The 24942-nt window shown below is 69.1% G+C and carries 16 protein-coding genes and 2 pseudogenes; 10 read left to right on the top strand and 8 right to left on the bottom strand.

Going from position 1 to position 24942, the window contains the following annotated elements; all coding sequences use genetic code 11:
- Nucleotides 1-16: 16 nt before the first annotated feature.
- Together H293_RS0103810 and H293_RS0103805 are read right to left on the bottom strand one after the other, a co-directional pair.
- Nucleotides 17-658 carry a hypothetical protein gene (locus H293_RS0103810; protein WP_033415138.1) on the bottom strand — a complete coding sequence of 214 codons (642 nt, stop codon included), beginning with the start codon at nucleotides 656-658 and terminating at the stop codon, nucleotides 17-19.
- Nucleotides 659-789: 131 nt separating this feature from the next.
- Nucleotides 790-2586, bottom strand: coding sequence for a glycoside hydrolase family 3 protein (locus H293_RS0103805; RefSeq protein ID WP_020116552.1), 1797 nt, complete (start codon nucleotides 2584-2586; stop codon nucleotides 790-792).
- Nucleotides 2587-2958: 372 nt separating this feature from the next.
- On the opposite strand from H293_RS0103805, the gene H293_RS0103800 reads away from it, so the two are divergent.
- From H293_RS0103800 to H293_RS54475, 9 genes and pseudogenes are all read left to right on the top strand, one after another.
- Nucleotides 2959-3216: a hypothetical protein gene (locus H293_RS0103800; protein ID WP_028807526.1), complete on the top strand. Its 258-nt coding sequence runs from the start codon at nucleotides 2959-2961 to the stop codon at nucleotides 3214-3216.
- Nucleotides 3217-3277: 61 nt separating this feature from the next.
- On the top strand, nucleotides 3278-4561 hold the full coding sequence (aroA, locus tag H293_RS0103795) for a 3-phosphoshikimate 1-carboxyvinyltransferase (RefSeq protein ID WP_020116550.1): 1284 nt from the start codon (nucleotides 3278-3280) through the stop codon (nucleotides 4559-4561).
- 7 nt (nucleotides 4562-4568) lie between these two features.
- Nucleotides 4569-5201, top strand: a complete 633-nt coding sequence (locus tag H293_RS0103790; RefSeq protein WP_020116549.1) for a GNAT family N-acetyltransferase — start codon at nucleotides 4569-4571, stop codon at nucleotides 5199-5201.
- A 234-nt stretch (nucleotides 5202-5435) separates the two neighbouring features.
- On the top strand, nucleotides 5436-7274 hold the full coding sequence (locus H293_RS61315; RefSeq protein ID WP_310591866.1) for a hypothetical protein: 1839 nt from the start codon (nucleotides 5436-5438) through the stop codon (nucleotides 7272-7274).
- Entirely contained in the window at nucleotides 7237-9171 is a 1935-nt protein-coding gene (locus H293_RS61310) for a LamG-like jellyroll fold domain-containing protein (protein ID WP_310591865.1), read from the top strand. The genes H293_RS61315 and H293_RS61310 overlap by 38 nt, the downstream gene beginning before the upstream one ends.
- A gap of 246 nt (nucleotides 9172-9417) precedes the next feature.
- Nucleotides 9418-15930 (top strand): RHS repeat-associated core domain-containing protein, encoded by a 6513-nt coding sequence (locus H293_RS0103780; RefSeq protein ID WP_020116548.1) that lies wholly within the window; start codon nucleotides 9418-9420, stop codon nucleotides 15928-15930.
- The gene (locus tag H293_RS0103775) at nucleotides 15915-16337 is read left to right on the top strand and encodes an Imm10 family immunity protein (protein ID WP_020116547.1); all 423 of its coding nucleotides are present in this window, start codon (nucleotides 15915-15917) and stop codon (nucleotides 16335-16337) included. The genes H293_RS0103780 and H293_RS0103775 overlap by 16 nt, the downstream gene beginning before the upstream one ends.
- A gap of 196 nt (nucleotides 16338-16533) precedes the next feature.
- Nucleotides 16534-16770: pseudogene (locus tag H293_RS49000) on the top strand (GNAT family N-acetyltransferase); the annotation flags it as partial.
- A 66-nt stretch (nucleotides 16771-16836) separates the two neighbouring features.
- Nucleotides 16837-17011: pseudogene (locus H293_RS54475) on the top strand (IS1380 family transposase); the annotation flags it as partial.
- Between the two features lie 176 nt (nucleotides 17012-17187).
- On the opposite strand, the gene H293_RS0103760 reads toward H293_RS54475, so the two are convergent.
- The 5 genes from H293_RS0103760 to H293_RS0103735 form a co-directional block, all read right to left on the bottom strand.
- Nucleotides 17188-18831 (bottom strand): serine hydrolase, encoded by a 1644-nt coding sequence (locus H293_RS0103760; protein ID WP_020116544.1) that lies wholly within the window; start codon nucleotides 18829-18831, stop codon nucleotides 17188-17190.
- Nucleotides 18832-19098: 267 nt separating this feature from the next.
- On the bottom strand, nucleotides 19099-20334 hold the full coding sequence (locus H293_RS0103750) for an MFS transporter (RefSeq protein WP_028807525.1): 1236 nt from the start codon (nucleotides 20332-20334) through the stop codon (nucleotides 19099-19101).
- 85 nt (nucleotides 20335-20419) lie between these two features.
- Entirely contained in the window at nucleotides 20420-21220 is an 801-nt protein-coding gene (locus H293_RS0103745; RefSeq protein ID WP_020116541.1) for a sugar phosphate isomerase/epimerase family protein, read from the bottom strand.
- Between the two features lie 79 nt (nucleotides 21221-21299).
- Complete coding sequence (locus H293_RS0103740) at nucleotides 21300-22232, bottom strand: bifunctional helix-turn-helix transcriptional regulator/GNAT family N-acetyltransferase (protein ID WP_020116540.1); 933 nt, start codon at nucleotides 22230-22232, stop codon at nucleotides 21300-21302.
- A gap of 75 nt (nucleotides 22233-22307) precedes the next feature.
- Nucleotides 22308-22904: a dihydrofolate reductase family protein gene (locus H293_RS0103735; RefSeq protein WP_020116539.1), complete on the bottom strand. Its 597-nt coding sequence runs from the start codon at nucleotides 22902-22904 to the stop codon at nucleotides 22308-22310.
- Nucleotides 22905-23073: 169 nt separating this feature from the next.
- Here H293_RS0103735 and H293_RS0103730 point away from each other — a divergent pair, with 169 nt between their 5' ends.
- Nucleotides 23074-23661, top strand: coding sequence for a DinB family protein (locus tag H293_RS0103730; protein ID WP_020116538.1), 588 nt, complete (start codon nucleotides 23074-23076; stop codon nucleotides 23659-23661).
- A 207-nt stretch (nucleotides 23662-23868) separates the two neighbouring features.
- On the opposite strand, the gene H293_RS0103725 is transcribed toward H293_RS0103730, so the two are convergent.
- On the bottom strand, nucleotides 23869-24915 hold the full coding sequence (locus H293_RS0103725; RefSeq protein ID WP_020116537.1) for a LacI family DNA-binding transcriptional regulator: 1047 nt from the start codon (nucleotides 24913-24915) through the stop codon (nucleotides 23869-23871).
- Between the last annotated feature and the right edge of the window lie 27 nt (nucleotides 24916-24942).

Here is a 24942-nt window from a genome sequence, read left to right as displayed (position 1 = left end):
GCGCGCCCGGCCGGGCTCACAACGGCCGGGCGCAGCCCACCGGCTGAGGACCGCCGAGCTGGACGTACAGGGCCGTCGACAGCGGGCACCTGCTGCGCGCGCCGACCGCATTCACCACCTTGTACTGCGGTTTCCTCGCACCCCCGCCGTCGCACGCGGTCTCTCTGACCTGCCCGCTTCCCGAGCCGTACACGCAGTCGCCGACGATGGTCCGCGGACCGCCCCCGCCGCCGGGGTCGCCGGGATGCGGCGGCTGGAGGTTGCGCATGCAGGCGTAGCCCTGCGGCACCGCCCCGTCGCCGTCCTCGTCGGAGATCTGGCTCTGCTCACTGATGTGCAGCACGAAGTCGGTGGTGGCCGGGCAGGGTGGTCCGTCGGCCGTGGTGCCGTCGTGCCGGGCCACGACCCGTGCCGCCGCCCGCTCGCCGGAGCAGGGCACCTCGGTGAAGCTGGTCTTGCCGAAGGAGCTGCACTCGTCGACCCCGAGGAACACCGCGCCGAAACCGGAGGCCCGGGCCGCGGACGGCGAGACGGCGGCCGTGGCGGCGGGCCCCTTGTCGTTCTCCCCACCGGCCGCCGACTGCGTACACCCCGTCAGCAGGGCGGCCAGCAGCACCGCCAGTACGGACACCACCCCCGTAGAAAATCTGTCGCGCATCACAATCCCCCCGGACTACCCCGCGTCCAGCGTGACCGCCGCGGCGGGGCCACGCCAGACATGTGGGGTCCTTTGCGCCTTTCGGGGGTGATGTACGAGTTGTGAGTCGTACGGGAACTACGTCCCGCGCGCTATCGGCGGTACGACAGCCCGTACCCGACCGGGTACAGCACCTTCGCGGGATCATCCGCCCGCTGCACCGGCACCGGCAGCCTCCCGTGCGGTGCCGCCTTTCCGGCGATCACCCGTGCCACCGCCCGCAGTTCGACGTCGGTCCAGGAGTAGGTTGCCAAGTACGCCGGGACCGCGGGCAGTTGGGCCACGTCGTAGGGATTGCGGATCGCGACGGCCACCACCGGCTTCCCGGTCGCCAGGAGCTGCTCGACGAGCGTCTTCTGGGCCGCGGTGATGTTGTACGTCCCCACGACCACCGCGTCCGCCTGCCGCGCGGCTGCGACGGCCTGGGCGACGACGGCCGCCGAGGGGGCCGTACCGGTCGACAGGGCGGTGGCTGTGAAGCCCAGCTCGGTGAGGGCGGCGGCGAGGACCCCGGTGGGCGGGCCCGTCGTGCCGGACGGGGAGGCGGGGTCGGCGCCCACGACGAGCAGCGTGCGGTGGGTGCGGCGGGACAGGGGCAGCAGCCGCCGCTCATTGACCAGCAGGGTCGTCGTGCGCTCGGCGATCCGGTCGGCGGCGGCGAGGTGGGCCGGGGTGCCGACGGTCCGGGTGACGCCGCCGTGGCTGACGTAGGGCTCCTCGAAGAGCCGCAGCCGGGCCTTGAGCCGCAGGATCCGCAGGACCGACTCGTCCAGCCGCGCCTCGGTGAGCTCTCCGTCCTGTACGGCCTTCAGGACGGCGTTCCACGCCACGTCCAGGGAGGGCGGGTTGAGGAGCTGGTCGACACCGGCCTTGAGGGCGAGGACGGGGACGCGGTCGTCGCCGTACTTCGTGCGGACCCCCTCCATGCCGAGGGAGTCCGTGACCACGACCCCGTCGTAGCCGAGTTCGCCGCGCAGGATGCCGGTGAGGATCGGGTGGGAGAGCGTGGCCGGGTCGCCCGACTCGTCCAGGGCCGGGAACTGGATGTGCGCGGTCATGATCGAGTCGATGCCGGCGCGGATCGCGGCCCGGAACGGGACGGCGTCCAGCTTCTCCCACACCTCCCGGCTGTGGGTGATGACCGGGAAGCCGTAGTGGCTGTCGACCGCGGTGTCCCCGTGTCCCGGGAAGTGCTTGGCGGTCGCGGCGACCCCGGCGCCCTGGTAGCCGGCGACCTCGGCGGCCACGAGCCCGGCGACTTCCTGAGGATCGGAGCCGAAGGAACGGACGCCGATGACCGGGTTGGCCGGGTTGACGTTGACGTCGGCGACGGGGGAGTAGTTCTGCCGGATGCCGATCGCCCTGAGTTCCTGCCCGGCGATACGGCCGAGGGTGCGGGCGTCCTTCCGCGAGCCGTCGGCGCCGATGGCCATGGCACCCGGGAAGAGGGTGGCGGGCTCGCCGACGCGGCAGACGATCCCGTGCTCCTGGTCGGTGGAGATCAGGACCGGCAGGCCGCCCGGCTGGTGCAGCGACGCCTGCTGGATGCCGTTGGAGAGGTCGGCGATCTGGTGCGGATCACGGGTGTTGTGCGCCCAGGTGAAGTAGATGATCCCGCCCACCCGGTACCTGGCGATCATCTCGGCGGCCGTACGGACGCCGATCTCCTTGAGGTTGGCGTCGATGTCGGCCTGGTCGGGGGCGGTGGCGGAGTGGCCGTAGACCCGCATCACGAAGAGCTGGCCGACCTTCTCCTCAAGCGTCATACGGGAGATGAGGGAGCGGAGCCTGTGGTCGTGCTTCTGGTCGTTCGCGTGAGCGGTCCCGCTGAGGGCGAGCGAGGCGGCGGCGCCTGCCGTGGCGGCGAGGACGGTACGTCTGGAGGGCACGTGCGCTCCTTCCGGAGGTGATCCGCTGAAGGAAACTTCCGAGAGGTCACCAATATCCGGGAAGTTTCTGCCAGTCAAGGGAGCGCACAGTAACCAGGGAGGGGCCGCCATCGGCGCAGTTGGAGGGGGGCGCGCCGATGACGGCCTGCTGCCGGCCGCAGTACGGAGGAGAGGGTGTGGTCAGCGTTCGCAGCCAGCAGCGAGGCCGACGCCGTACCGCGGTGACTCTCCGGCAGCTTGCGGGTTGGACGAGCGGGGGCGGGGCGAGGTTCCCGGCTCGGGCCCGATTTCCCCAAGTTGGTGCGGCCGGGACCAACGGGACGGATGAGTCGGCTCATTGGGCCGATCGTGCCTCCGGCGTAGGGTCGGCGCATGAGCCAGTTGCTGCCGCTTCTGACCGTCCTCGCCGGTCTCGCCGTGACCATGGCCCTCCTCGCCCTGCTCGCCCGCCACGTCCGACGCCGCGGGACGGCGGGCGGGGCCCTGCGCGGGGCGCTCGCGGCGCACGACGAGGTGTGGCACGGCACGGCCGCGGACTCGTACTACGAACTCCAGGTGCAGACGGACCGGAAGTCACCGCTGCCGGACGACCGGTGGCGGCGGGGGCCACGCTCCGGGCGTCGCGCCTGAACGGGGTCCATACCGTGGACGTCCGGGCGTCGGAGGCGGTCCTGCGGAGATCATGAGGGGCATGCCCGTCGACACGCCCGCCCCGCGGTCCCCTTCCCTTTCCCTTTCCCTCTCCCTCCCCGGCTCCAAGTCCCTCACCGCCCGCGCCCTGTTCCTGGCCGCCGCGGCCGACGGCGTGACCACCCTCGTGCGCCCCCTGCGCTCGGACGACACGGAAGGCTTCGCCGAGGGCCTGGTGCGGCTCGGCTACCGGGTGGGCCGTGCGCCGGACGTCTGGCGGGTGGACGGCCGCCCGCAGGGACCGGCGGTCGCCGAGGCCGACGTGTACTGCCGTGACGGCGCGACCACCGCCCGCTTCCTGCCCACCCTGGCCGCGGCCGGCCACGGCATGTACCGCTTCGACGCGTCGCCCCAGATGCGCCGGCGTCCGCTGCTGCCGTTGTCACGGGCGCTGCGTGACCTGGGGGTGGACCTGCGGCACGAGGAGGCGGAGGGGCATCATCCGCTGACCGTGCGGGCGGCGGGCGTCGACGGCGGGGAGGTGGTGCTGGACGCGGGCGAGTCCTCCCAGTACCTCACCGCGCTCCTGCTCCTCGGCCCCCTCACCCGGCGGGGCCTGCGCATCCGCGTCACCGACCTGGTGTCGGCGCCGTACGTCGAGATCACCCTCGCGATGATGCGGGCGTTCGGCGTGGAGGCGGCGAGGGAGGGCGACGTCTTCGTGGTCCCGCCGGGCGGCTACCGCGCCACGACCTACGCGATCGAGCCGGACGCGTCCACGGCGAGCTACTTCTTCGCGGCGGCGGCGCTGACCCCGGGCGCCGAGGTGACGGTCCCGGGGCTCGGCACGGGCGCGCTGCAGGGCGACCTCGGCTTCGTGGACGTCCTGCGGCGGATGGGCGCGGAGGTGTCCGTCGGCGCCGACGCCACCACGGTCCGGGGCACCGGCGAACTGCGCGGCCTGACAGTGAACATGCGGGACATCTCCGACACCATGCCGACACTGGCGGCGATCGCCCCCTTCGCCTCCGGCCCGGTCCGCATCGAGGACGTGGCCAACACGCGGGTGAAGGAGTGCGACCGCCTTGAGGCCTGCGCGCGAAACCTGCGGCGGCTGGGCGTGCGGGTGGCCACGGGCCCGGACTGGATCGAGATCCACCCGGGGACCGCGCCTTCGGCCGAGACGCGCATCGAGACGTACGGCGACCACCGCATCGTGATGTCCTTCGCGGTCACCGGCCTCCGGGTGCCGGGAATCTCGTTCGACGACCCCGGGTGCGTACGGAAGACTTTCCCCGGTTTCCACGAGGCGTTCGCGGAGCTGGGCAGAGGCATCGGGGGTTGAACGGGCGTTGGGTTTCCAGCTCGAAGGGCCGGTCCTGGCAGGCGCGTTGGTGCGCCTGGAACCGCTGGACCACGGACACACGGCGGACCTGGCCGCGGCGGCGGAGGAGCACCGCGGAACGTACGCGTACACCTGGGTGCCCAGGGCCCATGAGGTCGGTGACTACGTCGACGCACAGCTCGCGCGGGCGGCGACGGGACGGCTGGCGCCCTACGCGCAGGTGTCGGTGGCGACCGGTCGGGCGGTGGGGGCCACGTCGTTCTGGGAGCCGCGGTGCTGGCGCTCGGACGACCGGCTCGACGCCGTCGAGGTCGGATTCACCTGGCTGGGAGCCTCGGCGCAGGGCACGGGCATCAACGCCGAGGCCAAGCTGCTGCTCTTCCGCCACGCCTTCGACACATGGGGCGTCTCCCGGGTCGACCTGAAGACGGACGCCCGCAACGCCCGCTCACGGGCCGCGATCCAGAGCGTCGGCGCCCGCTTCGAGGGCGTCCTGCGCAACTGGTCCCGCTCCTGGGCGCCCGGGGAGGAGGGACGGCTGCGCGACTCGGCGATCTTCTCCGTCACGGTCCGGGAGTGGCCGGAATGCCGGAGACGACTGGAGGAGCGGGTGGCGGGATTCGTGGCGCGGCGGGGGTAATTGCGTCCCTAGCGCGCTGGTTGATTGCTTGACGGCAACGCCCCGGCACCGTGGCCAGGCATCCATATCCTGACCTGTGGACCTTCGTGCGTTTGAGACCCCGACTCGATCGCACATCTGACATGCGCCTGCCGAGTTGTCACTCAAAAGTGTTGACTTGCTGCAATCGGTGAACTTAGATCTTCAACTTGTAAAGATCTTTTAAGGGGGGTGGCGGGGGCTATGGGGTGGGGTGTGTCGCGCCGTCATGTCGGCGTGCAGAGCAGTTGCCCGGAACGTAGAGGGCATGGCGGAAGGCGGTTCTTTGCCGGCGCGGCGGTGACGGCGTTGCTGGCAGGGCTTCCTGTCCTGGGAGTGCCCGCGCCGGAAGCTCGCGCGGATGCGACGTTGGAGGCTCAGGCCGCTTCGGCGCAGGCGGCCGAGTCCGGTGAGCGGGTCGAGGTGGTGGGCCAGCGCACTGAGTACTCGACGACGTACGCCAACCCCGACGGTCTGACTTTCAAGCTGGTGCAGTCGGCGGTTCCGGTCCGGGCCAGGCTCGGTGACGGTTCGTGGGCGGTGCCGGACGCGACGCTTGTGCGGCGAGCGGACGGTTCGATTGGACCAAAGGCTGCAGTCCTGGGTATTGCCCTGTCTGACGGTGGCGGTGGCGCCGATTTGATGACGCTGGCCGACAACGGGACATCGTTGTCCTTGGGATGGCCTGGGACGCTTCCGAAGCCGGTGCTGGACGGGGCGTCCGCCCTGTATGTGGACGTGTTGCCGGGTGTGGACTTGCGGATGACGGCCACGGCTGAGGGCGTCCGGCAGGTGCTGGTCGTCAAGAACGGGACGGCGGCCGCCAACCCGGCGTTGAAAAAACTCGACTTCTCTCTGAAGACCAAGGGTCTGACCGTTCGCGACGAGGGCGGAAACCTTTCCGCGGTGGACGCCAACGGCAACACGGTCTTCCGCGCCCCGTCCGCGCAGATGTGGGATTCTGCAGGGGACGCGGCCACCCCCTCGTCGGGTACATCACCGGCGAGCACGTCGCGGGCTTCGTTCAGCCTCGCCTCGGCGAACGACATGTCAACGTCGGACGAAGACGAGTCCGGCGAACAGTCGGCAGACCCCACGGAGGGCCCGGGCGATGGCGACGTCTCTGTGAGGCTGCCTGTGTCGGCCGGTACGGAGGCGGTCACGGTGGTACCCGATGCGGGTCTGCTGACCGGTGCGGACACCGTGTACCCGCTGTACATCGACCCGGATGTGTCGTGGGGCGAGTCGGAGCGCACGTTGCTGTCCTCCGACGGGGACACCTTCTACAACTTCTCGGGCGGCGACGACGGCAAGGGCGTCGGGTACTGCGACACCTATGTGACTGGCGGCTACGCCTACTACTGCGGTTCGGGTTACAGGAACCGGATGTATTTCGAGTTCTCGCCGAGTCAGTTGGCGGGCAAGCAGGTGTTGGATGTTACCTTCCGGATCACTGAGCGCTTCTCGATGTCCTGCGTCCCGTCCTGGGTGGACCTGGTGCGCACCGGGAACATCTCGGCGTCCACCAAATGGCCGGGGCCGACGGCGAACTGGGACCTGATGGTCGACCGGTACGTCTCGGCGGGCCGGGGCTCTGCCTGTGACCCGAGTCAGCCGGACAAGGCGATCGAGTTCAACGACAGCTCAACCGAGCCTAACGAGAACCTCACCTCGACGGTGAAGAAGTTCGCGGCCGGTGACATCTCCCGTCTCACTCTGATGCTGAAGGCGCACGACGAGTCCGACCCCAACGGCTGGAAGCGGTTCGACGACGACGCGACCCTGGATGTGGACTTCGTCGGTATTCCCGCCAAGCCCACCGCGATCGGCTTGGTCACGGGCGACGGCACCCAGTGCGAGACCGACCAGAGTGATCCGTTGATCGTCTCGTCCCCCAATCCCCGGTTGACCGCGACCGTGCAGACGGCCAAGGGGGGCGAGAAGGACGCGCTGCTGCGCGCGGCGTTCGACCTCGACAAGTACACCGCCAGCAACAATTCCTGGTCGCAGGCTGTCGATGAGATGGAACGGGCCCACCAGCGGCCACGCCGCTGACAACACACAACTGTTTGCGGACCCTCCGACGCTGACGGACGGCACGCTGTACCGCTATCGGACCTGGACCCGCTCGTACTACAACAGCTACAACAGCCATCTGTCCTCGCCGTCCAACGCCGCTACAGACGACTGGTGTTACTTCAAGGTCGATTCAACTCGTCCGAAGGCCCCCGGTATCGCGGTGGCCACCCCGTACTCCCGTTGCACGGCCAACGCCTGCGCGCCGGGCGGCGGACCGGGCGTCGATGCGTCCTTCACGTTCACTCCGTACTCGGGGGACAAGAACACCGCCTACATGTACAAGTTGTCCACTGACGTCTCCTGGTCGGCCCCGATCCCCGGATCGACCGTGACCAAGGTCATCACTCCATCGGCGCCGGGCACGTACACCATCTTCGTACGTGCCAAGGACACCATCGGCTGGGGTGCCCAGAACGCTATCGATTTCGTGGTCGATGAGGGCCCAGGTCCGGTCGGGCAATGGCATTTCGATGAGCCCAGCGGCGTTGCCGTCGACTCCTCAACCACGGTGACGGCCAACCAGGACAACGCCGCCCTCTCCGCCTCTGGCGCCTCCCGTGACGGACGCGGCCGACGTGGCGTCATCACCAAGGACGCCACCGGCAACGACCTCGAAACCTCGGTGACCGACACCGGGCTCACCCTCGACGGCTCCGCCGGCTACGCGGCGACCTCCGGCGCGGTATTGGAGACCCGGGCCTCGTACACGGTTTCGGCGTGGGCCCGCATCGCCTCGGCCCCGGCCCACAACTACGCCGTTGTCTCGCAGGTGAGCAGCGACGCCACCGCGTCGGGCTTCTCGATCTACTACTCCACCTCCTACAAGGGCTGGATCTTCAACTGGCACTGGCGGGACTCCGCTGGCACTTCCCACATTGTCCGCTCCTACGCCGACCAGACCTCGGTCCCCTTCGGTGTGTGGACCCACCTGGGCGGCGTGTACGACTCGAAGGCCAGGACCATCCAGCTGTACGTCAACGGCAAGCCCCAGGGAGCCCCGGTCGTCCTGGACAGCGGGCAGCCCGCGGCCGCCAACGGAAGCTTCCTGATCGGCAGGACCCTCTACTCGGCTGGAACTCCCACCGACTACTTCGGCGGGCAGATCGACGAGGTCCGGGCCTGGCAGGTCAAGCTCACCGATGACCTGATTTCCACGGACGCACGGCTGATGAACTCCAACGGCTATGCGGGTGCCGAGCTGGTGGCATCCTGGAACCCGGCTGATCACAGCGGCACCACCCTCACGGACAGCGACTCCGGCTACGGCCGCTCGCTCACGCTTTCCGGTGGTGCCAAGTTGGACGGTGAAGGGATCGTCGTCAACGGCCCGGACAGCGCGGCCACGGCCTCCGGGCCGCTGGTGGATGAGACCGGCTCATTCACCGCCACCACCGCCGTCCAGCTGGACGCTGATGCGCTGGTTGCCAAGGGCATCGGCTACACCGCGCAGGTAATCGGACAGAGCAGCGCCGACGGCTCCGCCTGGGGTTTCTGGTACGAGCTGAAGAGCACCGACACCGACCCAGAGACGGACAAGACGATTCCGGTCGGCTTCTGGCACTTCGGCCGCCTCAACGTCGATGGCAGTTTTACTGGCGTCACGTCCAACGCGGCAGCCACGTTCGGCAGTCCGGTGGGAATGACCGGGGTGTACGACGCACAGTCTGGCACGGTCAGCCTCTATCTGGGCCTCAATCAGAACGGTGCCGACACCGCCTACACGGCCGTGGTGGGATCCGGTGACTTCGCGGTCGGCAAAGGGTTCGTGAACTCCGCCTGGGGCCACTACTTGCCCGGATCCATCACCGACATCCAGATCTGGGCCGGTACCATGGCCAGCCAGGATCAGATCGCCAACACCGTCAGGGACTGACCCCGCGCACGGGTCGGGCGGCGGCAGGCACCGCCGCCCGCCCTGCTCTGCCTCTCTTCTGCTGCCGGCACCCGTGGCGAGGGTTGCCACCCGCTCGTGCCACCACTGAGTCTGCTGCGTCGCTGTCTTTATCTCACCGCCGCACTCTCGAGGTTTCCCGATCCTTCTTCACCTGGGGGTTTCGTGCGTACCCGAATACCAGCCCGATGGGCGCCACTCGTGGTGACCCTGTCCCTGGCTTTGACTGTGCCGGTCGCGCTGACGCCCGTGGCGGCTGCCGCCACGAGCGGTGGCCTGGGCAAGCCCGCGGTGGCTGAGCAGCGCGTGAGCAAGGTGCGGGCCGTGACCGGGCTGGGGGCCAAGAAGGCCCGCGCTACGGCCGCCAAGGCTAAGGCGGCCAACGCCGCGCAGGCCAAGCGGGCCTCGGCGGAACAGAAGGCGTCCTGGCCCACGGCTGCCGAGAAGACCGCGCAGATCCCGGAACACGGGAAAGTTAAGGTCACCGCCGGCGGGCTGCCCGTCACAATCACCCGGCCCGGCATGAAGAACGCAGCCTCGGGCGAGGCACGGGTACGCGTCCTGAGCCGTGAGGCCGCCAAGACGGCCGGTATCAAGGGAATTCTGCTCACCGCCGAAGCCGCCGATCCCGGCACGGCCGAGGTGAGTGTCGACTACTCGGCGTTCGCATCAGGGTACGGCGGCGGCTGGTCCGGCCGCCTCCGCCTGGTCCAGCTGCCGGCGTGCGCCCTCACCACGCCGAACAAGGCGGCATGTCGGGTTGAGACTCCGCTCGATTCGAGCAATGACGTCTCCGCCCAGGCCGTGTCGGCCAAGGTAGACCTCGCTTCTGCTTCGTCCACGACCACCACCAGCCTGCAGAGCACATCCCAGGCGTCGGCCGCCACTACGTCCTCGGCCACCGTCCTCGCGCTGACCGCGGCAGCCGGCGAGTCCGCCTCGGGTGCGGGCAACTACGCCGCCTCGCCGCTGTCGTCGTCCTCCACCTGGAATGCGGGAGGTTCCTCCGGCGCATTCACCTGGTCCTATCCACTGAGCACGCCCCCCGCCGCGGCAGGCCCTGCCCCGACCCTGTCGCTGTCGTACGACTCCGGCAGCTCCGACGGCAAGACAGCATCCACGAACAACCAGTCCACGCAGGTCGGCGAGGGCTTCGGCCTCACGTCCTCCTACATCGACCGTTCCTACGGTGCCTGCGATGACGATGGCCAGGACGACAAGTACAACCAGTGCTGGAAGTACGACAACGCCTCCCTGGTCCTCAACGGCAAGTCCAGCGAACTGGTCAAGGACGACACCAACGGCAAGTGGCGGCTGAAAAACGACGACGCCTCCACCGTCACCCACTCCACCGGCGCTGACAACGGCGACAACGATGGTGAGTACTGGACGGTGATCACGGGTGACGGCACGAGGTACGTCTTCGGCCTCAACAAGCTCACCGGTGCCGATACCGAGCAGACCAACTCCGTATGGACCGTGCCAGTCTTCGGTGACGACTCCGGCGAGCCCGGCTACGACCAGGGCGACTCGTTCTCTGGCCGCTCCCTCACCCAAGCCTGGCGTTGGAACCTGGACTACGTCGTAGACCCGCATGGCAATGCGATGACCTACTGGTACACCGCCGAGACCAACTACTACGCCAAGAACGGCGCCGCCACCGCCACTACGGCATACACCCGGGGCGGCTACCTCTCCAAGATCCTTTACGGGCAGAACAAGGACACCCTGTTCAGCGGGGTCACCTCGGACAAGGTCACCTTCTCCTATGACGAGCGCTGCACCGCCTCGGACTGTTCCTCCCTGACGGACGCCACCGCCGACAACTGGCCCGACGTGCCGTACGACTCCGTCTGTGCGAAGGACGCGGACTGTGATGCAAAGAGCCCGTCCTTCTTCACTCGTATGCGCTTGACCGGCATCGACACCTATGCCTGGTCGGCCGCAGCGAGCGCCTTCACCGCCGTCGACTCCTGGACTCTCACCCAGGCGTTTCTCGACGGCGGCGATATCGGGGACACCTCCGACCAGACGCTGGTGCTGAAGTCCATCCGGCACACCGGTAAGAACGGCACGGACATCGCGCTGGACCCGGTGACCTTCGACTACCAGATGCGCGCCAACCGGGTCGACTCCAACTCCGACGACATCCTCCCGCTGACCCGCCCCCGCATCGAGACCGTTACGTCCGAGACCGGCGCGATCACCACCGTCACCTTGTCCGACCCGGAATGCGTGCGCGGCTCCAACATGCCAGCCGCCGAAGACAACGACACCAAGAGCTGCTACCCGACCTACTGGCACATCAACGGCGCCGCCGAGTCGTCGCTCGACTGGTTCCACAAGTACCGCGTGACTGCGGTCGTCTCCTCGGACCCGACCGGCAAGAACCTCGCGGTCGAGCATGCCTACACCTACTCCGACCCGGCCTGGCACTACAACGACGACCCCATGACCCCCGCAGACGAGCGCACCTGGTCCATCTGGCGCGGCTACGGCAAGGTCACCGACATCACCGGCGCCTCCGGCGGCACCCAGTCCAAGACCGTGTCGCTCTACCTGCAGGGCATGAACGGCGACAAACAGAAGAACGGCACAACACGGACCGCGTCCGTCGCCGGCATCGACTTCACCGGCCTGGACGTGGCCGACCAGACCGACAGCGACCCCTACGCCGGCCAGCTGCGCCAGCAGATCACCTACAACGGCTCCACGCCGGTGACAGTCACGGTCAACGACCCCTGGCTGAAGAAGACAGCCACCCAGCACAAGTCGTACGCCGACACCGAGGCGTACTACGTCCGCACCGCGAAGACCTACACCCACACCTACCTCACCGCCGTGGCGAAGTGGCGCACTAGTGCCTCTTCCACCACAGCCTTCGATGACTACGGCATGCCCACCAAGGTCTACGACGAGGGCGACACCTCTGTCACCGGTGACGAGACCTGCACCCGCACCTGGTACGCCCGCAACGACACCCTGGGTATCAACTCCCTCGTCTCCCGCACTCGCACGGTCGGCCAGCCCTGCTCGGTCGCCGAAACCTCCCTGTCGCTGCCGGCCTCTTCCGCCACGCGCGGTGACGTCCTGTCGGACTCCGCCACCGTCTACGACAGCACCACCGCCACCTCCTGGGCCGCCTCGCAGACCCCTACCAAGGGCGAGGTGACCTGGACCGGCCGCGCCTCCGCGTATCCGGTCACGGCCACGAGCGGTGAGCGCGCCCCGAGTTCATGGCAGACGCTCTCCAAGCTGACCTACGACACGCTCGGCCGCGTCGCCACCTCGACCGACGCCGGCAGCAACACCACCACCACGGTCTACACACCCACCGCTGCCGGCCCCCTGACCAAGACCAAGGTCACCAATCCGAAGTCCCAGAACGTCTACACCTACGCCGACTACGCCCGGGGCACACCCACCAAGGTCTACGACGCGAACAACAAGATCACCGAGAGCACCTACGACGCGCTCGGCCGCAAGACCGCCACCTGGCTGCCCAACCGCTCCAGGTCGCTCGAGCAGACCCCCAACTACACCTACGCCTACTCCGTCTCGAAGACCGCACCGTCCTGGATGTCCTCATCGACGCTCAAGGCCGACGGCAGCACGTACAACACCATCTACACTCTCTACGACTCGATGCTGCGCACCCTCCAGACGCAGTCCCCGACGCCCCTCGGGGGCCGGCTGCTGACGGACACCCGCTACGACAGCCGGGGCCTGGCCTACGAGACGTACGCCGACATCTTCGACTCCACGGCAACCCCGTCAGGCAGCTACACGCGCGCGGAGTACGGCGAAGCGCCCAAGCAGACCGAGATCGTCTTCGACGGCGCCGGGCGCCCCACATCCAGCACCCTGCTCGTCTACGGCGTGCAGAAATGGTCCACCACCAGCAGCTACACCGGTGACTCCACCGCCACCAACGCGCGCTCAGGCGGCTCCGCGGTCCGGACCATCACCGACGCGCAGGGTCGTACAGTACAGCGCCGCGAATATGCCGGCGCCTCCCCGGCCGACGCCAGCTACGGGTCTACCGTCGGGGCCGCCTACACCTCCACCGCGTACACCTACACCCGCGACGGCAAGCAAGCCACGATCACTGGCCCCGACAGCACGTGGACGTACACCTACGACCTCTTTGGCCGCCAGATCTCTGCCACCGACCCGGACAAGGGCACCGCAACCACCGGCTACACCAACCTCGACCGGACCTCGTGGACCAAGGACGGCGCGGGCCGCGTCACCGTCTTCGCCTACGACACCCTCGGCCGTACCACCGACACCTGGAGCGCCGCCTCCACCGCCGACCTCACCTCCACTCTGGAAGAACGGGTCGACGCGAACAAGCTCACCCACTACGCCTACGACACCCTGGCCAAGGGCCAGCCGGACTCCTCCACCCGCTATGTCGGAGGAGCCACCGCGAGTGGAAGTGCCTACACCAAGCAGGTCACGGCGTACGACAGCCTCTACCGCGCGACCACCACACAGGTGGTCCTGCCCACCGGCGACGCCTTGGTCAAGTCCGGCGCGGTCCCATCCTCGACGCTGGCCTTCTCGACTTACTACAACATCGACGGCACCCAGCAGTACACATCTGAGCCCGCCGCCGGCGGTCTCAGCGCCGAAACCATCAACACCGACTACAACGGGCTCGGACTGCCCACCGCTGTCAGCGGCACCGCCGGATATCTGCTCGGCGCCAGCTATTCCGCACTCGGCCAGGCCGAACAGCTCACCCTGGGCACATCATCCGCATCCGGCACCAAAAAGGCGTACATCACCAACAAGTACCAGGAGGGCACCGACCGGCTGACCCAATCCATGGTCACCGACCAGACCCACAGCTACCAGGTGCAGGACCTCAACTACACCTACGACGACGCTGGCAACGTCACCGCGATCACTGACCCGGCCACCCTGGGCGGCACAGCAGCCGACAACCAGTGCTTCACCTACGACGGCTACCGCCGCGTGACCAACGCCTGGACCCCGTCCACCGCAGACTGCTCGGCCAGCAATCGCACCAACGCCAACCTCGGTGGCGCCAGCCCGTACTGGACCTCCTACACCTATACCGACGCCGGTCTGCGCAAGACCGAGACCATGCACGCCACCAGCGCCGACACCACCAAGACCTACTGCTACAGCGCCACCAAACCCCACCAGCTAGCGGCCACCACGAGCGGCAATACCTGCACCGGCGTCAGCGCCACGTACGTCTACGACGACACCGGCAACACCACCACCCGCCTCGACAGCACCACCTCCCAGACCCTGATCTGGGACAACGAAAGCCGGCTGAACCAACTGGTGGAGGGCAGCAGCACCACCGGCTACATCTACGACGCCGATGGAAGCCTCCTCATCCGCCGCAACACCGCAGGCGAGACAGTTCTCTACCTCGGCGCCACCGAGGTCCACCTGGACACCAGCACCTCCAAGTACTGGGCCCAGCGCTACTACTCGGCCGGCTCCGCCACCATCGTCGTCCGCAGCAACAAGTCCGGCACGGCGACCCTCTCTTACCTGGCCGCCGACCACCACGGCACATCCAACCTCGCCCTGGACGCCACCACCCAGACCATCACCAAGCGCTACTCCACCCCCTTCGGAGCCTCCCGCACCGGCGGTACGGGAACCTGGCCGGACGACAAGTCCTTCCTCGGCAAGAGCGCCGACTCCTCTTCGGGCCTCACCCACATCGGCGCCCGCGAATACGACCCGGTCCTCGCCCGCTTCATCAGCGTCGACCCCGTTCTCGACACCAGCGACGCCCAGTCCCTCAACGGCTACACCTACACCGACAACAACCCCGTCACCCACAGCGACCCCACGGGCCTGTGCATGGCAGACGTCTGCGGTGTCGGCACCCCCAAGGGGAATGTGGTCGGCGGGCGAAGCGGCATCATCACCACAGGCCCGATCGACCCAAGCAACCCTGGCGCCGGCTCGTGCCACAGCGGTACCTGCTCAGTGACCTACAGCGGTAACGGCACAGCCTCCACCGACAGTTCCGGCAATACCGGCAGCGGACAGCAGGCAGCCCAAAAACCCAACGGGTGCAATGCCTGGGGCGTTTTTAGTGGCATCTGCAAGGGCGTCGGAGAGACCTTCTACGGAGTAGTCAGCAATTTTCCCCACTTGGCTGAGCAGGCTGGCTGGATTTGGGACGGTGACTGCCGCGGCGATGGCGGACCCGGAACTCCCGGCTGCGACTACGGGGCGCAATTCGACAGTTGGATCGCCGAACAAGGCGGTTATGACACTTCAAGCGATGCATACCAAGTCCCTACCGCCCTGGCCGCCATATTCGGGCACACGCCAACTTATGGGAGTAGCAATCGGTTCTTCGCGGGATCGATGGTCGGGCCGACTCGGAAGTCCACTCACTGGGCCGAAGTCACAATTCGGGACTCGGATGGCAAGCTGACCAACGCTTACACCGTTCGAAGTGGAACCCAGACAGCTGAGGAAAAAGCTCTTGGTTTCCCGAAAAGCATGTCGGCGAGCCACACGGAGAATCGAGTGACTCGCATGTCGGGTGCTTCCAGCGAAGTGTCGGGGGACCCGTACGCTAACCTGGCCCTTGTAAAATCGGGCGACACCGTGACCATCCAGGGCACTAACGAAGCGTGCTCTACATGCAAGGGGGCCATGCGTCGAGCGGCAGATGAAACAGGGGCAACCTTTGTGTATGAATGGAAACAACAGACATGGAGTACGAAGTGAGTAGTCCCACTTGGGTCGCGAGGGTCGCGGCCGTAGATGAGAATGTGCTGGATTCCGCTCTCGTCGTGGGGCTCGCCGAGGACGATTCCGGCGAGGGGCGCCAACTCGTTTTCCAGTGCAGCCTGCAGGAACCTGACGAGCAGGAGCAGAGGCTGGGCCAGGACAGCTATTGCGTCCTTAACGAAACGGGTGGAATCGCCTACGGGGGAGTTGAAGTAGTCACTTTTTCACCCGCAAGAGTCTCATTTCGATTCAGCTTGGCCGCGGTCGAGAAGCTCTCCCTGTCTTCGCAAGACTTGATCGTCGGTATCGCTCCCGAAGCGCAAGTGGAGAATTTTCGTACAGAACTGCGCAGAGTTCTCACTTACGGTAACCCTCAGAAGGTGCCGTCTCTGTTGGGATTCTGACGGTTGAGCTCGATCCAGGAGGCTTGAATTCAGTAGCAGGGGACTCTAAGCGGAAAATCCGTGGTTGGTCGGATCGCGAGAAGAGGGCGACCCTCCGCCTCCTGTTAGGAAGTGCTCGTGCAACACCTGCTGAGTGCTTGATCGCAAGGCCCGTCCGCGTGTCGGACGGGCCTTGCGTGTCGCACCAATCAAGGCGGGCGTCTCCCGGGTCGACCTGAAGACGGACGCGCGCAACGCCCGCTCACGGGCCGCGATCCAGAGCGTCGGCGCCCGCTTCGAGGGCGTCCTGCGCAACTGGTCCCGCTCCTGGGCGCCCGGGGAGGACGGACTGCTGCGCGACTCGGCGATCTTCTCCGTCACGGCGGAGGAGTGGCCGCGGTGTCGCGAGCGGCTGGAGGGGCGGGTGGCGGGGTTCTTGGCACGGCGGGGGTAGTGGCGGACTCTGCGTGCGCTCGTTGGATCACGTGCTTCGCGACCAACACCCCCACCGGCCGATCGCCGCCCTACCGGTTTGCGCAACCTGCCACTCCACACAACAGCCCAGAACAAGATCTGGCTGGAGACCGTCCAGATCGCCCTCGACCTGCCGACCTGGATTCCCATGCACGCCCTCAACGGCAAGGCCCGACTCCGGGAACCCCGCCGCCCGCGATTCCGCCTGTTCTCCGCAGCCGCCGAAGCCCGATCGAACAGCAACTTCCAGCCTCTGCGAGAACACCAGCTCAGTCCGGAGCAGTGGAACCCGGCGCCCACCCCAGGCGGCACCCGGGTCCCTGGCCTGCCCTTCACCCGCCACCGAAAATGAAACGGCCCACCGACTCGGTCGGCGGACCGTCATGCAAGATCGAGGCTAGCCCTTCCTCGTGAAGGTGCCGAGACCGCTCGTGTCGAGGTTCTCGACCCGGACCTTGTCGGCGCGTCCGCCGGAGCCGACGGTGAAGGTCACACCGGCGAGGCCGACGGCCATTTCGCCCGTGGTGCGATAGCTGAAGGTGTCACCGTCGTAGTGGGTCAGGACGAACCGTTGCTTCTTGGGCCCGAGCTGCATGGTGAGTTTGTTGCCCTGGGCGCTGACGGTCAACGGGCCGTAGTACGCATTGGCGTATGTCCCGGTGTAGGCGCTGTTTGCCTTGGCCGGTGCGGGCGAGGCCGGGGGCTTGCTGTAGTCGACCTTCGAGTGTTCCCCTTGCAGGGTCTGCTGGAAGATCGACCCGAGGAACTTCAGCCAGTCCACGGTCGGCCCGCCCGTCTGCGCGGTGTCGAGGAACGTGGTGGAGATCGCCTCCGGCACACCAATGGGCTCGCCGTTGGTGAGGACGACGATGCCGAGCTTCTCGGAGGGCAGCAAGGCGACGTTGGTGGCCGCCCCCAGCGCGAAGCCACCGGAGTGGCCGAGCCTCAGCCTGCCCTGGTCGTCGTAGCTCACGTTCCAGCCGAGCCCGTAGAACCCGGTCCTGCCCGCGGGCGAGTGCGGCGGCTCGGAGACCATGTGCGGCACGTGGGTCTCCTCCAGAGCGCCGGCGTCGACGACCTGCCGCCCCTCGAACTTTCCGTTGCCCAATTGCAGGCGCAGCCACTTCGTCATGTCCCGGACCGTGGAGCTGGCCCCGCCCGCCGGGCTCTGGGCGTCCGGGTTGCGCACGTACGCGGCACGCCAGGTGCCGTCGGTCTTCACGTGCAGGACGGCCTTGTTGCCCGCCTTCTCGTAGTCGGCGAACGACGAGCTGGTGGAGTTCATCCCCAGCGGCCGGTACACCTTGTCGGCGGACAGCTTTTCCCAGTTGGTCCCCGCCGCCCGCGCGGTGGCCACGGCGGCTTCGGTCAGCCCGAAGTTGGTGTACGCGTAGTGGGCCCGGAAGGGGGCCAGCGGTTCGTAGCGCAGGTGGTCCAGGATGTAGGAGCGGTCGTAGCCGAGGTTTTCCAGGAGGTCTCCGGCGTGGTCGGGCAGTCCGCTGCGATGCGAGAACAGGTCGGCCAGCGTGACATGGCGGCTGACCCACGGGTCCTTCAGTGCGAAGCCGGGGGTGTACTTGACGACCGGGTCGTCCCACCCGACGGTCTTCTCGCCCACGGCCGCGGCGACCACGGTGGAGGCAAGCGGCTTCGAGACCGAGGCGAGCTGGAAGACCGTGTCCGCTCCGACCTGGTCCTTCGTGCCCACCTTCCGCACGCCGAACCCCTTCAGGTACACCACCTTGTCGTCGTACACCACGCCCACGGCGACTCCGGGCACACCGGTGCGGTGCATGGCGTCCCGTACGACGTCGTCGAGCCGGTTCACCGCCTTCTCGACCTTGGCCGGGGTGAGCTGTGCCGGTGGCTGGGCGGGCGGGACGGTGGGCAGCGGCGACGTCACTCCGGCAGCGGGGCCTGCGACGGTGGTGTCGGCATCGGCCGCGGTACAGCCGGCGGCCAGAGCGGCGACCAGGCCGAGTGCCGCGGCGGAGCGAAGTGAGGGCGGGCATGCGCTGGTGAGTCGGGACATGTCTTCCATGGCAAGCCCTCCCCCGGCGCCTGTCGCGGCCTGGCAGGCCGTTCGGGGGATCAGGCGTGCGACGCTACCCCCCGCCTGAGCACTCCCGTCCTCCTCCATCAGCCCGCCCGACCCGCGTCGGCTACGTCAGGACAGCGCCCGCCATCGACCGCAGGAAGTCGGTCTGGGCTCGCGCGCTGGTGTGCAACTGATCCAGCACCACCTCCAACACCACCTCCACCACCTGCCGTGGGTGGAACGCGACAGGCGCTGGCCCGGACCCGGCGATCACCCCTCGCCCGCAACCGGAACCGCCCGCAACTCCGGTGTGCTCGCCCTGACATACCCCACCGCCGCCACGCACATCAGCCCGCCCGTGATCAGTGCCGTCCCGCCCGAGCTCCAGCCCGCGACCAGGCCGGCGCGCAGGTTGCCCAGGTGCGGGCCCGCCTGGCCGACGATCGTCTCGGCGGCCGTGACCCGGCCCAGCAGTGCGTCGGGGGTGCGGGTCTGGACGATGGTCGTACGGGAGAGGACGGCGAGGGCGTCCGCCGCGCCGGCCAGCGCCAGCATGCCGAGGCCCGCCCACGCACTCGTCGTCAGGCCGAACAGCGCGAGGGCCGCGCCCCAGGTTGCCGACGCGCACAGCATCACCGGGCCGGGGCGGGCCAGGCGGGTGACCGGGCCGGAGAAGACCGTCGCCGCGACACCGCCCACGGCGAGCGCGGACAGGAACAGGCCGAGCGTGCGCGGATCGCCGCCGAAGCGTTCCTCGTTGACCAGCGGGAACAGGCTCACCGGCATGGACAGGACGGTGGCGGCCAGATCGGTCAGCAGCGCGCCGCGCACCACCCGGTGACCGGTCAGGAAGCGCAGCCCGTCCAGGACGCCGTGCAGCCCGGGACGGGACTTCTCGCCCTCGGGCGGCAGCGCGGGCAGCCCGTAGGCGCCGTAGAAGGACATCGAGAAACTCAGGGCGTCCAGGAGGTAGCAGACGCCGATGCCCCACCAGCCGAGCACGACCCCGGCGACGGCCGGACCGACCAGCATCATCGCCTGACCGGTGACCTGCTGGAGCGCGAGACCGGCGGGCACCTGCTCGCGGGGCAGCAGCCGCGGCACGAACACACCGGCCGCGGGCGCTCCGAGCGCGGCGAAGGAGGTCTGCACCGCCACCAGCAGCAGGACGACCATCACCGGCGCGTGCCCGGCGAAGCCCTGCACGGCCAGCAGCAGGGAGCAGACCGCCGAGCCGACCGTGCCGGTGAGGTACACCCGGCGCCGGTCGGCCCGGTCGACCCAGGAACCCGCGAACAGACTGACCCCGGCCATCGGCACCGCCTGCGCGATCCCGACCGCGCCGCTCCAGACCGTGCTGTGGGTCATGTCCCAGACCTGGTACATGACGGTCACCATGGTCATGAAGGTGCCGAGCGTGGACACCGTGCGCCCGAACAGCAGCCGCCGGAAGACCGGTGAGGTGCGCAGCGGCCGTACATCGAGCAACGTACGGCTGAGGCTCATGACACGGGGAGCGGGGGAGGGGCGGGCTGAGGCACCCGGGGACGGTACCGGGCAGGGGCCGCCCCTGCCATCCGGTTATTCGCTGTCAGGCGGAGTCGTTCAGGAGCCTGGCCAGGTGCTCGCGGCCCGCGCCCAGCAGCTCCTCCAGCGGTGCGGCCGCCTCGTACCAGCGCTTCTCGTACTCCCAGCACAGCCAGCCGTCCCAGCCGTGCCGGGACAGGACCTCCACACACTCCGCGAGCGGCAGGACACCGGTGCCGAGCGCGACCGGGGTGGTGTCCGTGGCCGAGGCGATGTCCTTGACCTGCACGTATCCGAGGTGCGGGGCGAGGGCCGCGTAGGTCTCGGAGGGCTGTTCGCCGCCGAGCCAGGTGTGCATGACGTCCCAGAGCGCGCCGACCTGACGGTGGCCGACGGGGCCGAGGACACGGATCGCGTCGGCGGCCGTGCGGTGCGAGTCATGGGTTTCGAGGAGGATGCGTACGTCGAGGTCGCCGGCGTACTCCGCGGCCGTACCGAGCCGCCGGGCGGCCGTGGCGTCGGCCTCCTCGCGGGACTGGTCGGAGGCGGCGCCGGGGAAGACGCGCACGAAGCCGGCGCCGAGGTCGCGGGCGAGGTCCAGGAGGCGGTGGATCTCCTCGATCACGGGTTCGTCGTCGCCGGGGGCGGCCACGCGCGCGTACCCGGCCAGCCCCAGCACCTCCACGCCGGCCGCCTTGAACTCGGCGACCGCGTCGGCCCGTTCGCCGAGCCCGATACCGGGGTGCACCGGCTCCTCCGGATGGGCGCGCAGTTCTACTCCGTGATAGCCGTGCGTGCTCGCGAGCCGCAGCACGTCGGTGAGGGGGAGGCCGGGGACACCGAGGGTGGAGAACGCCAGTTTCATGCGCCCTACTCTCGCCCGGTGACCTCGGTGAGGTCCAGCCGGGCGCCCGGATGAGCCGGGCCGCCTCTCGACCGCTCCCTCACTCTCGCGTGCCCGTCAGCTCCAGTCGCCAGTCCTGCCCGTTCAGGTCCTTGCCGAAGGAGCGGTGGGGTTTCTCGGCGGCCAGGACGAAACCGTGCCGCTGGTAGACGCGGCGGGCGGCGGTGAGGACGTCGTTGGTCCACAGCACCAGGTCGCGGTAGCCGACACCGCGTGCGAAGTCGACGACGGCGGACACCAGCCGGTCCCCGATGCCGAGTCCGCGCGCCTCGGGCTCGACGAGGAGCAGCCGGAGCCGGGCGGTGGCGGGCGCGTCGTCCCGTACGCACATCACGCACCCCACCGGCCGCCCGTCCAGCTCGGCGATCCACACCCGCTCCAGATGCGGATCGTGGTCCTCCGCGAAGTCGGCGACGATCCTCGCGACCAGGGCTTCGTAGTCGGCGTTGAAGCCGTACTCGGCGGCGTAGAGGGCCGCGTTCCGGGCCACGATCCAGCCGAGGTCACCAGGTCCCGGCTCGCGCAGCAGGACGTCCTCGCGGCGGGGAGGGCGGCCGTCGGACAGGAGGGTGCGGACGGTCCGCATCGCCTCGGTGAGCCGGGGCCGGTCGGCGGAGGGGACGGTCGCGAGGAGCGCGCCCACGGACTCGTCGGCGCGCTCGGCGAGCAGCGCGGCGGTCTCCCGGCCGCGCGCGGTGAGCGTGACCCGGCGTCGGCGCGGATCGCGATGCGAGGTGGTGCGCTCGATCAGCCCGTCCTGCTCGAACTTGTTCAGGATCCGGCTCAAGTACCCGGCATCCAGCGAGAGTTCGGTGCGCAGATCGGCCGCGTCGGTGCGCGGCGAGTGGGCGAGCTCGTACAGGACGCGGGACTCGGTGAGCGTGTACGGCGCGTACAGCTGGCGGCTGTAGTCGAGGGCGCCGATGACGTTCGTGTAGAAGCGGTTGAAGGCGCGGACGTCCTGGACGGTCATGGCGGTCGACCCCCGAATGCTTGACTCAGTCAGAGATATCGCTGGACCGAGCGTAGGACGCCGCGCCCGCCGCGGCTACCCCTCGGCGGCGGGCCGGTACACGCACACCTGCACGCCGGTCTTCCCGCTGACGGTCGACACCAGCTCGAACGGCCGCTTCGCCCCGTCCTCCGGGAAGATCGACTTGCCGCCGCCGAGCACCACCGGCATCACGATCAGCTGGAGCTCGTCGACGAGCCCCTCGCTGATCAGGGTGCGGACGAGGGTGGGGCTGCCCATCATCGCCAGCTCGCCGCCCTCGCGCTCGCGCAGCTCACGGATCCGCGCGACGGCCTCGGAGCCGGGGATGCGCTCGGTGTTGTTCCACGTCAGGTCGGAGTCGCCGAGGGTGTCCGTGACGACGTACTTCTTCAGGGAGTTCAGCCGGTCGGCGAACGGGTCCCCGGCACGCTCCGGCCAGGCCCCCGCCATCGTCAGATACGTCCGCCGCCCGTACAGCAGCGCCTCGGCCCGCTCCATCCCCTCGCTGAACGCCGGGCCGAGCACCTCCGGGTCGAAGTACGGGTGCGACCAGCCGCCGTGCGCGAACCCGCCGTCGGTGTCCTCCTCGGGCCCGCCGGGCGCCTGCACGACCCCGTCCAGACTGATGAACTCACTGACGACGATGCGCATGGGACTCACTCCATTTCCTGGCCGGTCGGTTACGGCAGTGCAGACCGGGGTGGGGCGCGGAACTCATCGGTGAGGGGAGCGTACGGCGTCTTCCGGCCACGGGAGGGGACACCCGGGGGGCCCGCCGAATTCCGTTGAACAAAGATCATGCCGCCGAGAGACTGCCCCCATGACCGCACTGGATCCCACGGCCGACCTCCGCCTCTACCTCCAGGACGCCCGCAACGCACTGCTCCTGAAGCTCGACGGCCTCTGCGAGTACGACGTCCGCCGCCCCCTGACGCCGACCGGCACCAACCTCCTGGGGCTGGTCAAGCACCTCACCGGGGCCGAGGCGAGCTACTTCGGCGAGACCTTCGGCCGGCCGCTCCCCGGAGCCCAGCCCCTCTGGATCACCGGCGCCGTTGAACCGAACGCCGACCTGTGGGCGACTCCCGACGAGACCCGCGAGCAGATAGTCGACGGCTACCGCCGGGCCTGCGTCCACGCGGACGAGACCCTCGACACCCTCCCTCTGGACACCCTCGGCCGCGTCCCCGGGCCCCCGCACCCCGAACTCACCCTCCAGCGCATCCTGATCCACATGATCGCCGAGACCCACCGGCACGCCGGCCACGCCGACGTCGTACGCGAACTCGTGGACGGGTCGGTGGGACAGCGGTCGGAGGGGGACAACATGGCACCGGGGGACGGGGACTGGTGGGAGCAGCACCGGAACCGGGTGGAGGAGGCGGCGAGGAAGGCGGCCGGGGGATAGCGGGCTCCCGCCCGGACACCGGCCCAGCCGAACCCCCTGAGGGCGCGGGGAACTGCGCGCCCAGCCCCCACGGCCCAGCACCGATCGGCTCCTTGAGCCCCCGCACCCCTCAACGAACGAGCACCGACCAGCCCCCACGGCTCCAGACCACACCCCCCACCCCCGTCAGCCAAGAAGCAGACCGGCAAGGTCGAGCCCCGCGCCCAGTCAGCCCCGCGGCACCCCCGAAGACCCCCGCACCATCAACTCCCCCCGCACCGTAGCGATCCCCCCGGGCGGCGGCTCCTCCCGACCCATCGCGATCCGGCCCGCCCGCGCCCCCGCCTCCGCCAACGGCAACCGCACCGTCGTCAGCGCGGGCACCGCGTCGATGCTGAACGGCAGATCGTCGAACCCGGCGACGGACACGTCGTCCGGAATCCGCAGCCCCGAATCCCGCAGCGCCGCGCATGCCCCCAGCGCGACGGAGTCGTTCGCCGCCACCACAGCCGTCAGCGAAGGGTCCCGCCGCAGCAGCTCCAGCGTGGCCTCGTACCCGGAGCGCCGGTCGTAGCGGCCGTGCACGGTCCAGCGAGGGTCCTCCTCGATGCCGTGCGCCGCCAGCGCCGCCCGGTGCCCCTCCAGCCGGTGCCGGGTCGTCGTCCGCTCCTCGGGGCCCGCGATGTACCCGAGGCGCCGGTGGCCCAGACCGATGAGGTGCTCGGTCAGCTCGCGCCCTCCGCCCCGGTTGTCGAAGGTCAGCGCGAACGCCCCGGTCTCCGGCGCCGGCGGCCGCCCGCACAGCACGATCCGCGTCCCCGCGTCCGCCAGCTTCCGCAGCTTGGCGGACATCGCGGCCTGGTGCGGCGCGGCCTCCGTCGCCCCGCCCGTCAGGACGACCGCCGCCGCCCGCTGCCGCTGGAGCAGGGTGAGATACGTCAACTCCCGTTCCGGGGAACCCCCGGTGTTGCAGACGACCCCGAGCCGCTCACCGCCCGCGCGCCCGCCCGGCCCCCCGATCTCGGACTGGATCGCACCGGCCATGATCCCGAAGAAGGGGTCGGCGATGTCGTTCACGAGGATGCCGACGAGATCCGAGGTGGCGGCGGCGAGCGAGCTGGCCGGTCCGTTCAGCACGTAGTCCAGCTCGTCCACGGCCCGCAGCACCCGCTCGCGGGTGGACGCGGCCACGGGGTAGTTCCCGTTCAGTACGCGCGACACCGTCGCGGGGGAGACCTGGGCGCGGGCCGCCACGTCCGCCAGGGTCACCGTCATCTCGTCGTCCTCCGGTCGCGCGCCTCG

The organism is Streptomyces canus 299MFChir4.1, from assembly GCF_000383615.1.
GTDB classification, from domain to species: domain Bacteria; phylum Actinomycetota; class Actinomycetes; order Streptomycetales; family Streptomycetaceae; genus Streptomyces; species Streptomyces canus_C.
Note: the sequence above shows the minus strand (reverse complement) of the source record. Positions and strands in the feature narration are given on the sequence as shown.

What these genes read in the sequence shown, in the direction of transcription:
- H293_RS0103735 (WP_020116539.1), bottom strand. Translation starts at nt 22,904, where the DNA reads ATGCGCATCGTCGTCAGTGAGTTCATCAGTCTGGACGGGGTCGTGCAG.
- H293_RS61310 (WP_310591865.1), top strand. Translation starts at nt 7,237, where the DNA reads ATGAGATGGAACGGGCCCACCAGCGGCCACGCCGCTGACAACACACAA.
- H293_RS0103775 (WP_020116547.1), top strand. Translation starts at nt 15,915, where the DNA reads ATGGAGTACGAAGTGAGTAGTCCCACTTGGGTCGCGAGGGTCGCGGCC.
- H293_RS0103730 (WP_020116538.1), top strand. Translation starts at nt 23,074, where the DNA reads ATGACCGCACTGGATCCCACGGCCGACCTCCGCCTCTACCTCCAGGAC.
- aroA (WP_020116550.1), top strand. Translation starts at nt 3,278, where the DNA reads ATGCCCGTCGACACGCCCGCCCCGCGGTCCCCTTCCCTTTCCCTTTCC.
- H293_RS0103745 (WP_020116541.1), bottom strand. Translation starts at nt 21,220, where the DNA reads ATGAAACTGGCGTTCTCCACCCTCGGTGTCCCCGGCCTCCCCCTCACC.
- H293_RS0103750 (WP_028807525.1), bottom strand. Translation starts at nt 20,334, where the DNA reads ATGAGCCTCAGCCGTACGTTGCTCGATGTACGGCCGCTGCGCACCTCA.
- H293_RS0103740 (WP_020116540.1), bottom strand. Translation starts at nt 22,232, where the DNA reads ATGACCGTCCAGGACGTCCGCGCCTTCAACCGCTTCTACACGAACGTC.
- H293_RS0103800 (WP_028807526.1), top strand. Translation starts at nt 2,959, where the DNA reads ATGAGCCAGTTGCTGCCGCTTCTGACCGTCCTCGCCGGTCTCGCCGTG.
- H293_RS0103760 (WP_020116544.1), bottom strand. Translation starts at nt 18,831, where the DNA reads ATGGAAGACATGTCCCGACTCACCAGCGCATGCCCGCCCTCACTTCGC.
- H293_RS0103725 (WP_020116537.1), bottom strand. Translation starts at nt 24,915, where the DNA reads ATGACGGTGACCCTGGCGGACGTGGCGGCCCGCGCCCAGGTCTCCCCC.
- H293_RS0103810 (WP_033415138.1), bottom strand. Translation starts at nt 658, where the DNA reads ATGCGCGACAGATTTTCTACGGGGGTGGTGTCCGTACTGGCGGTGCTG.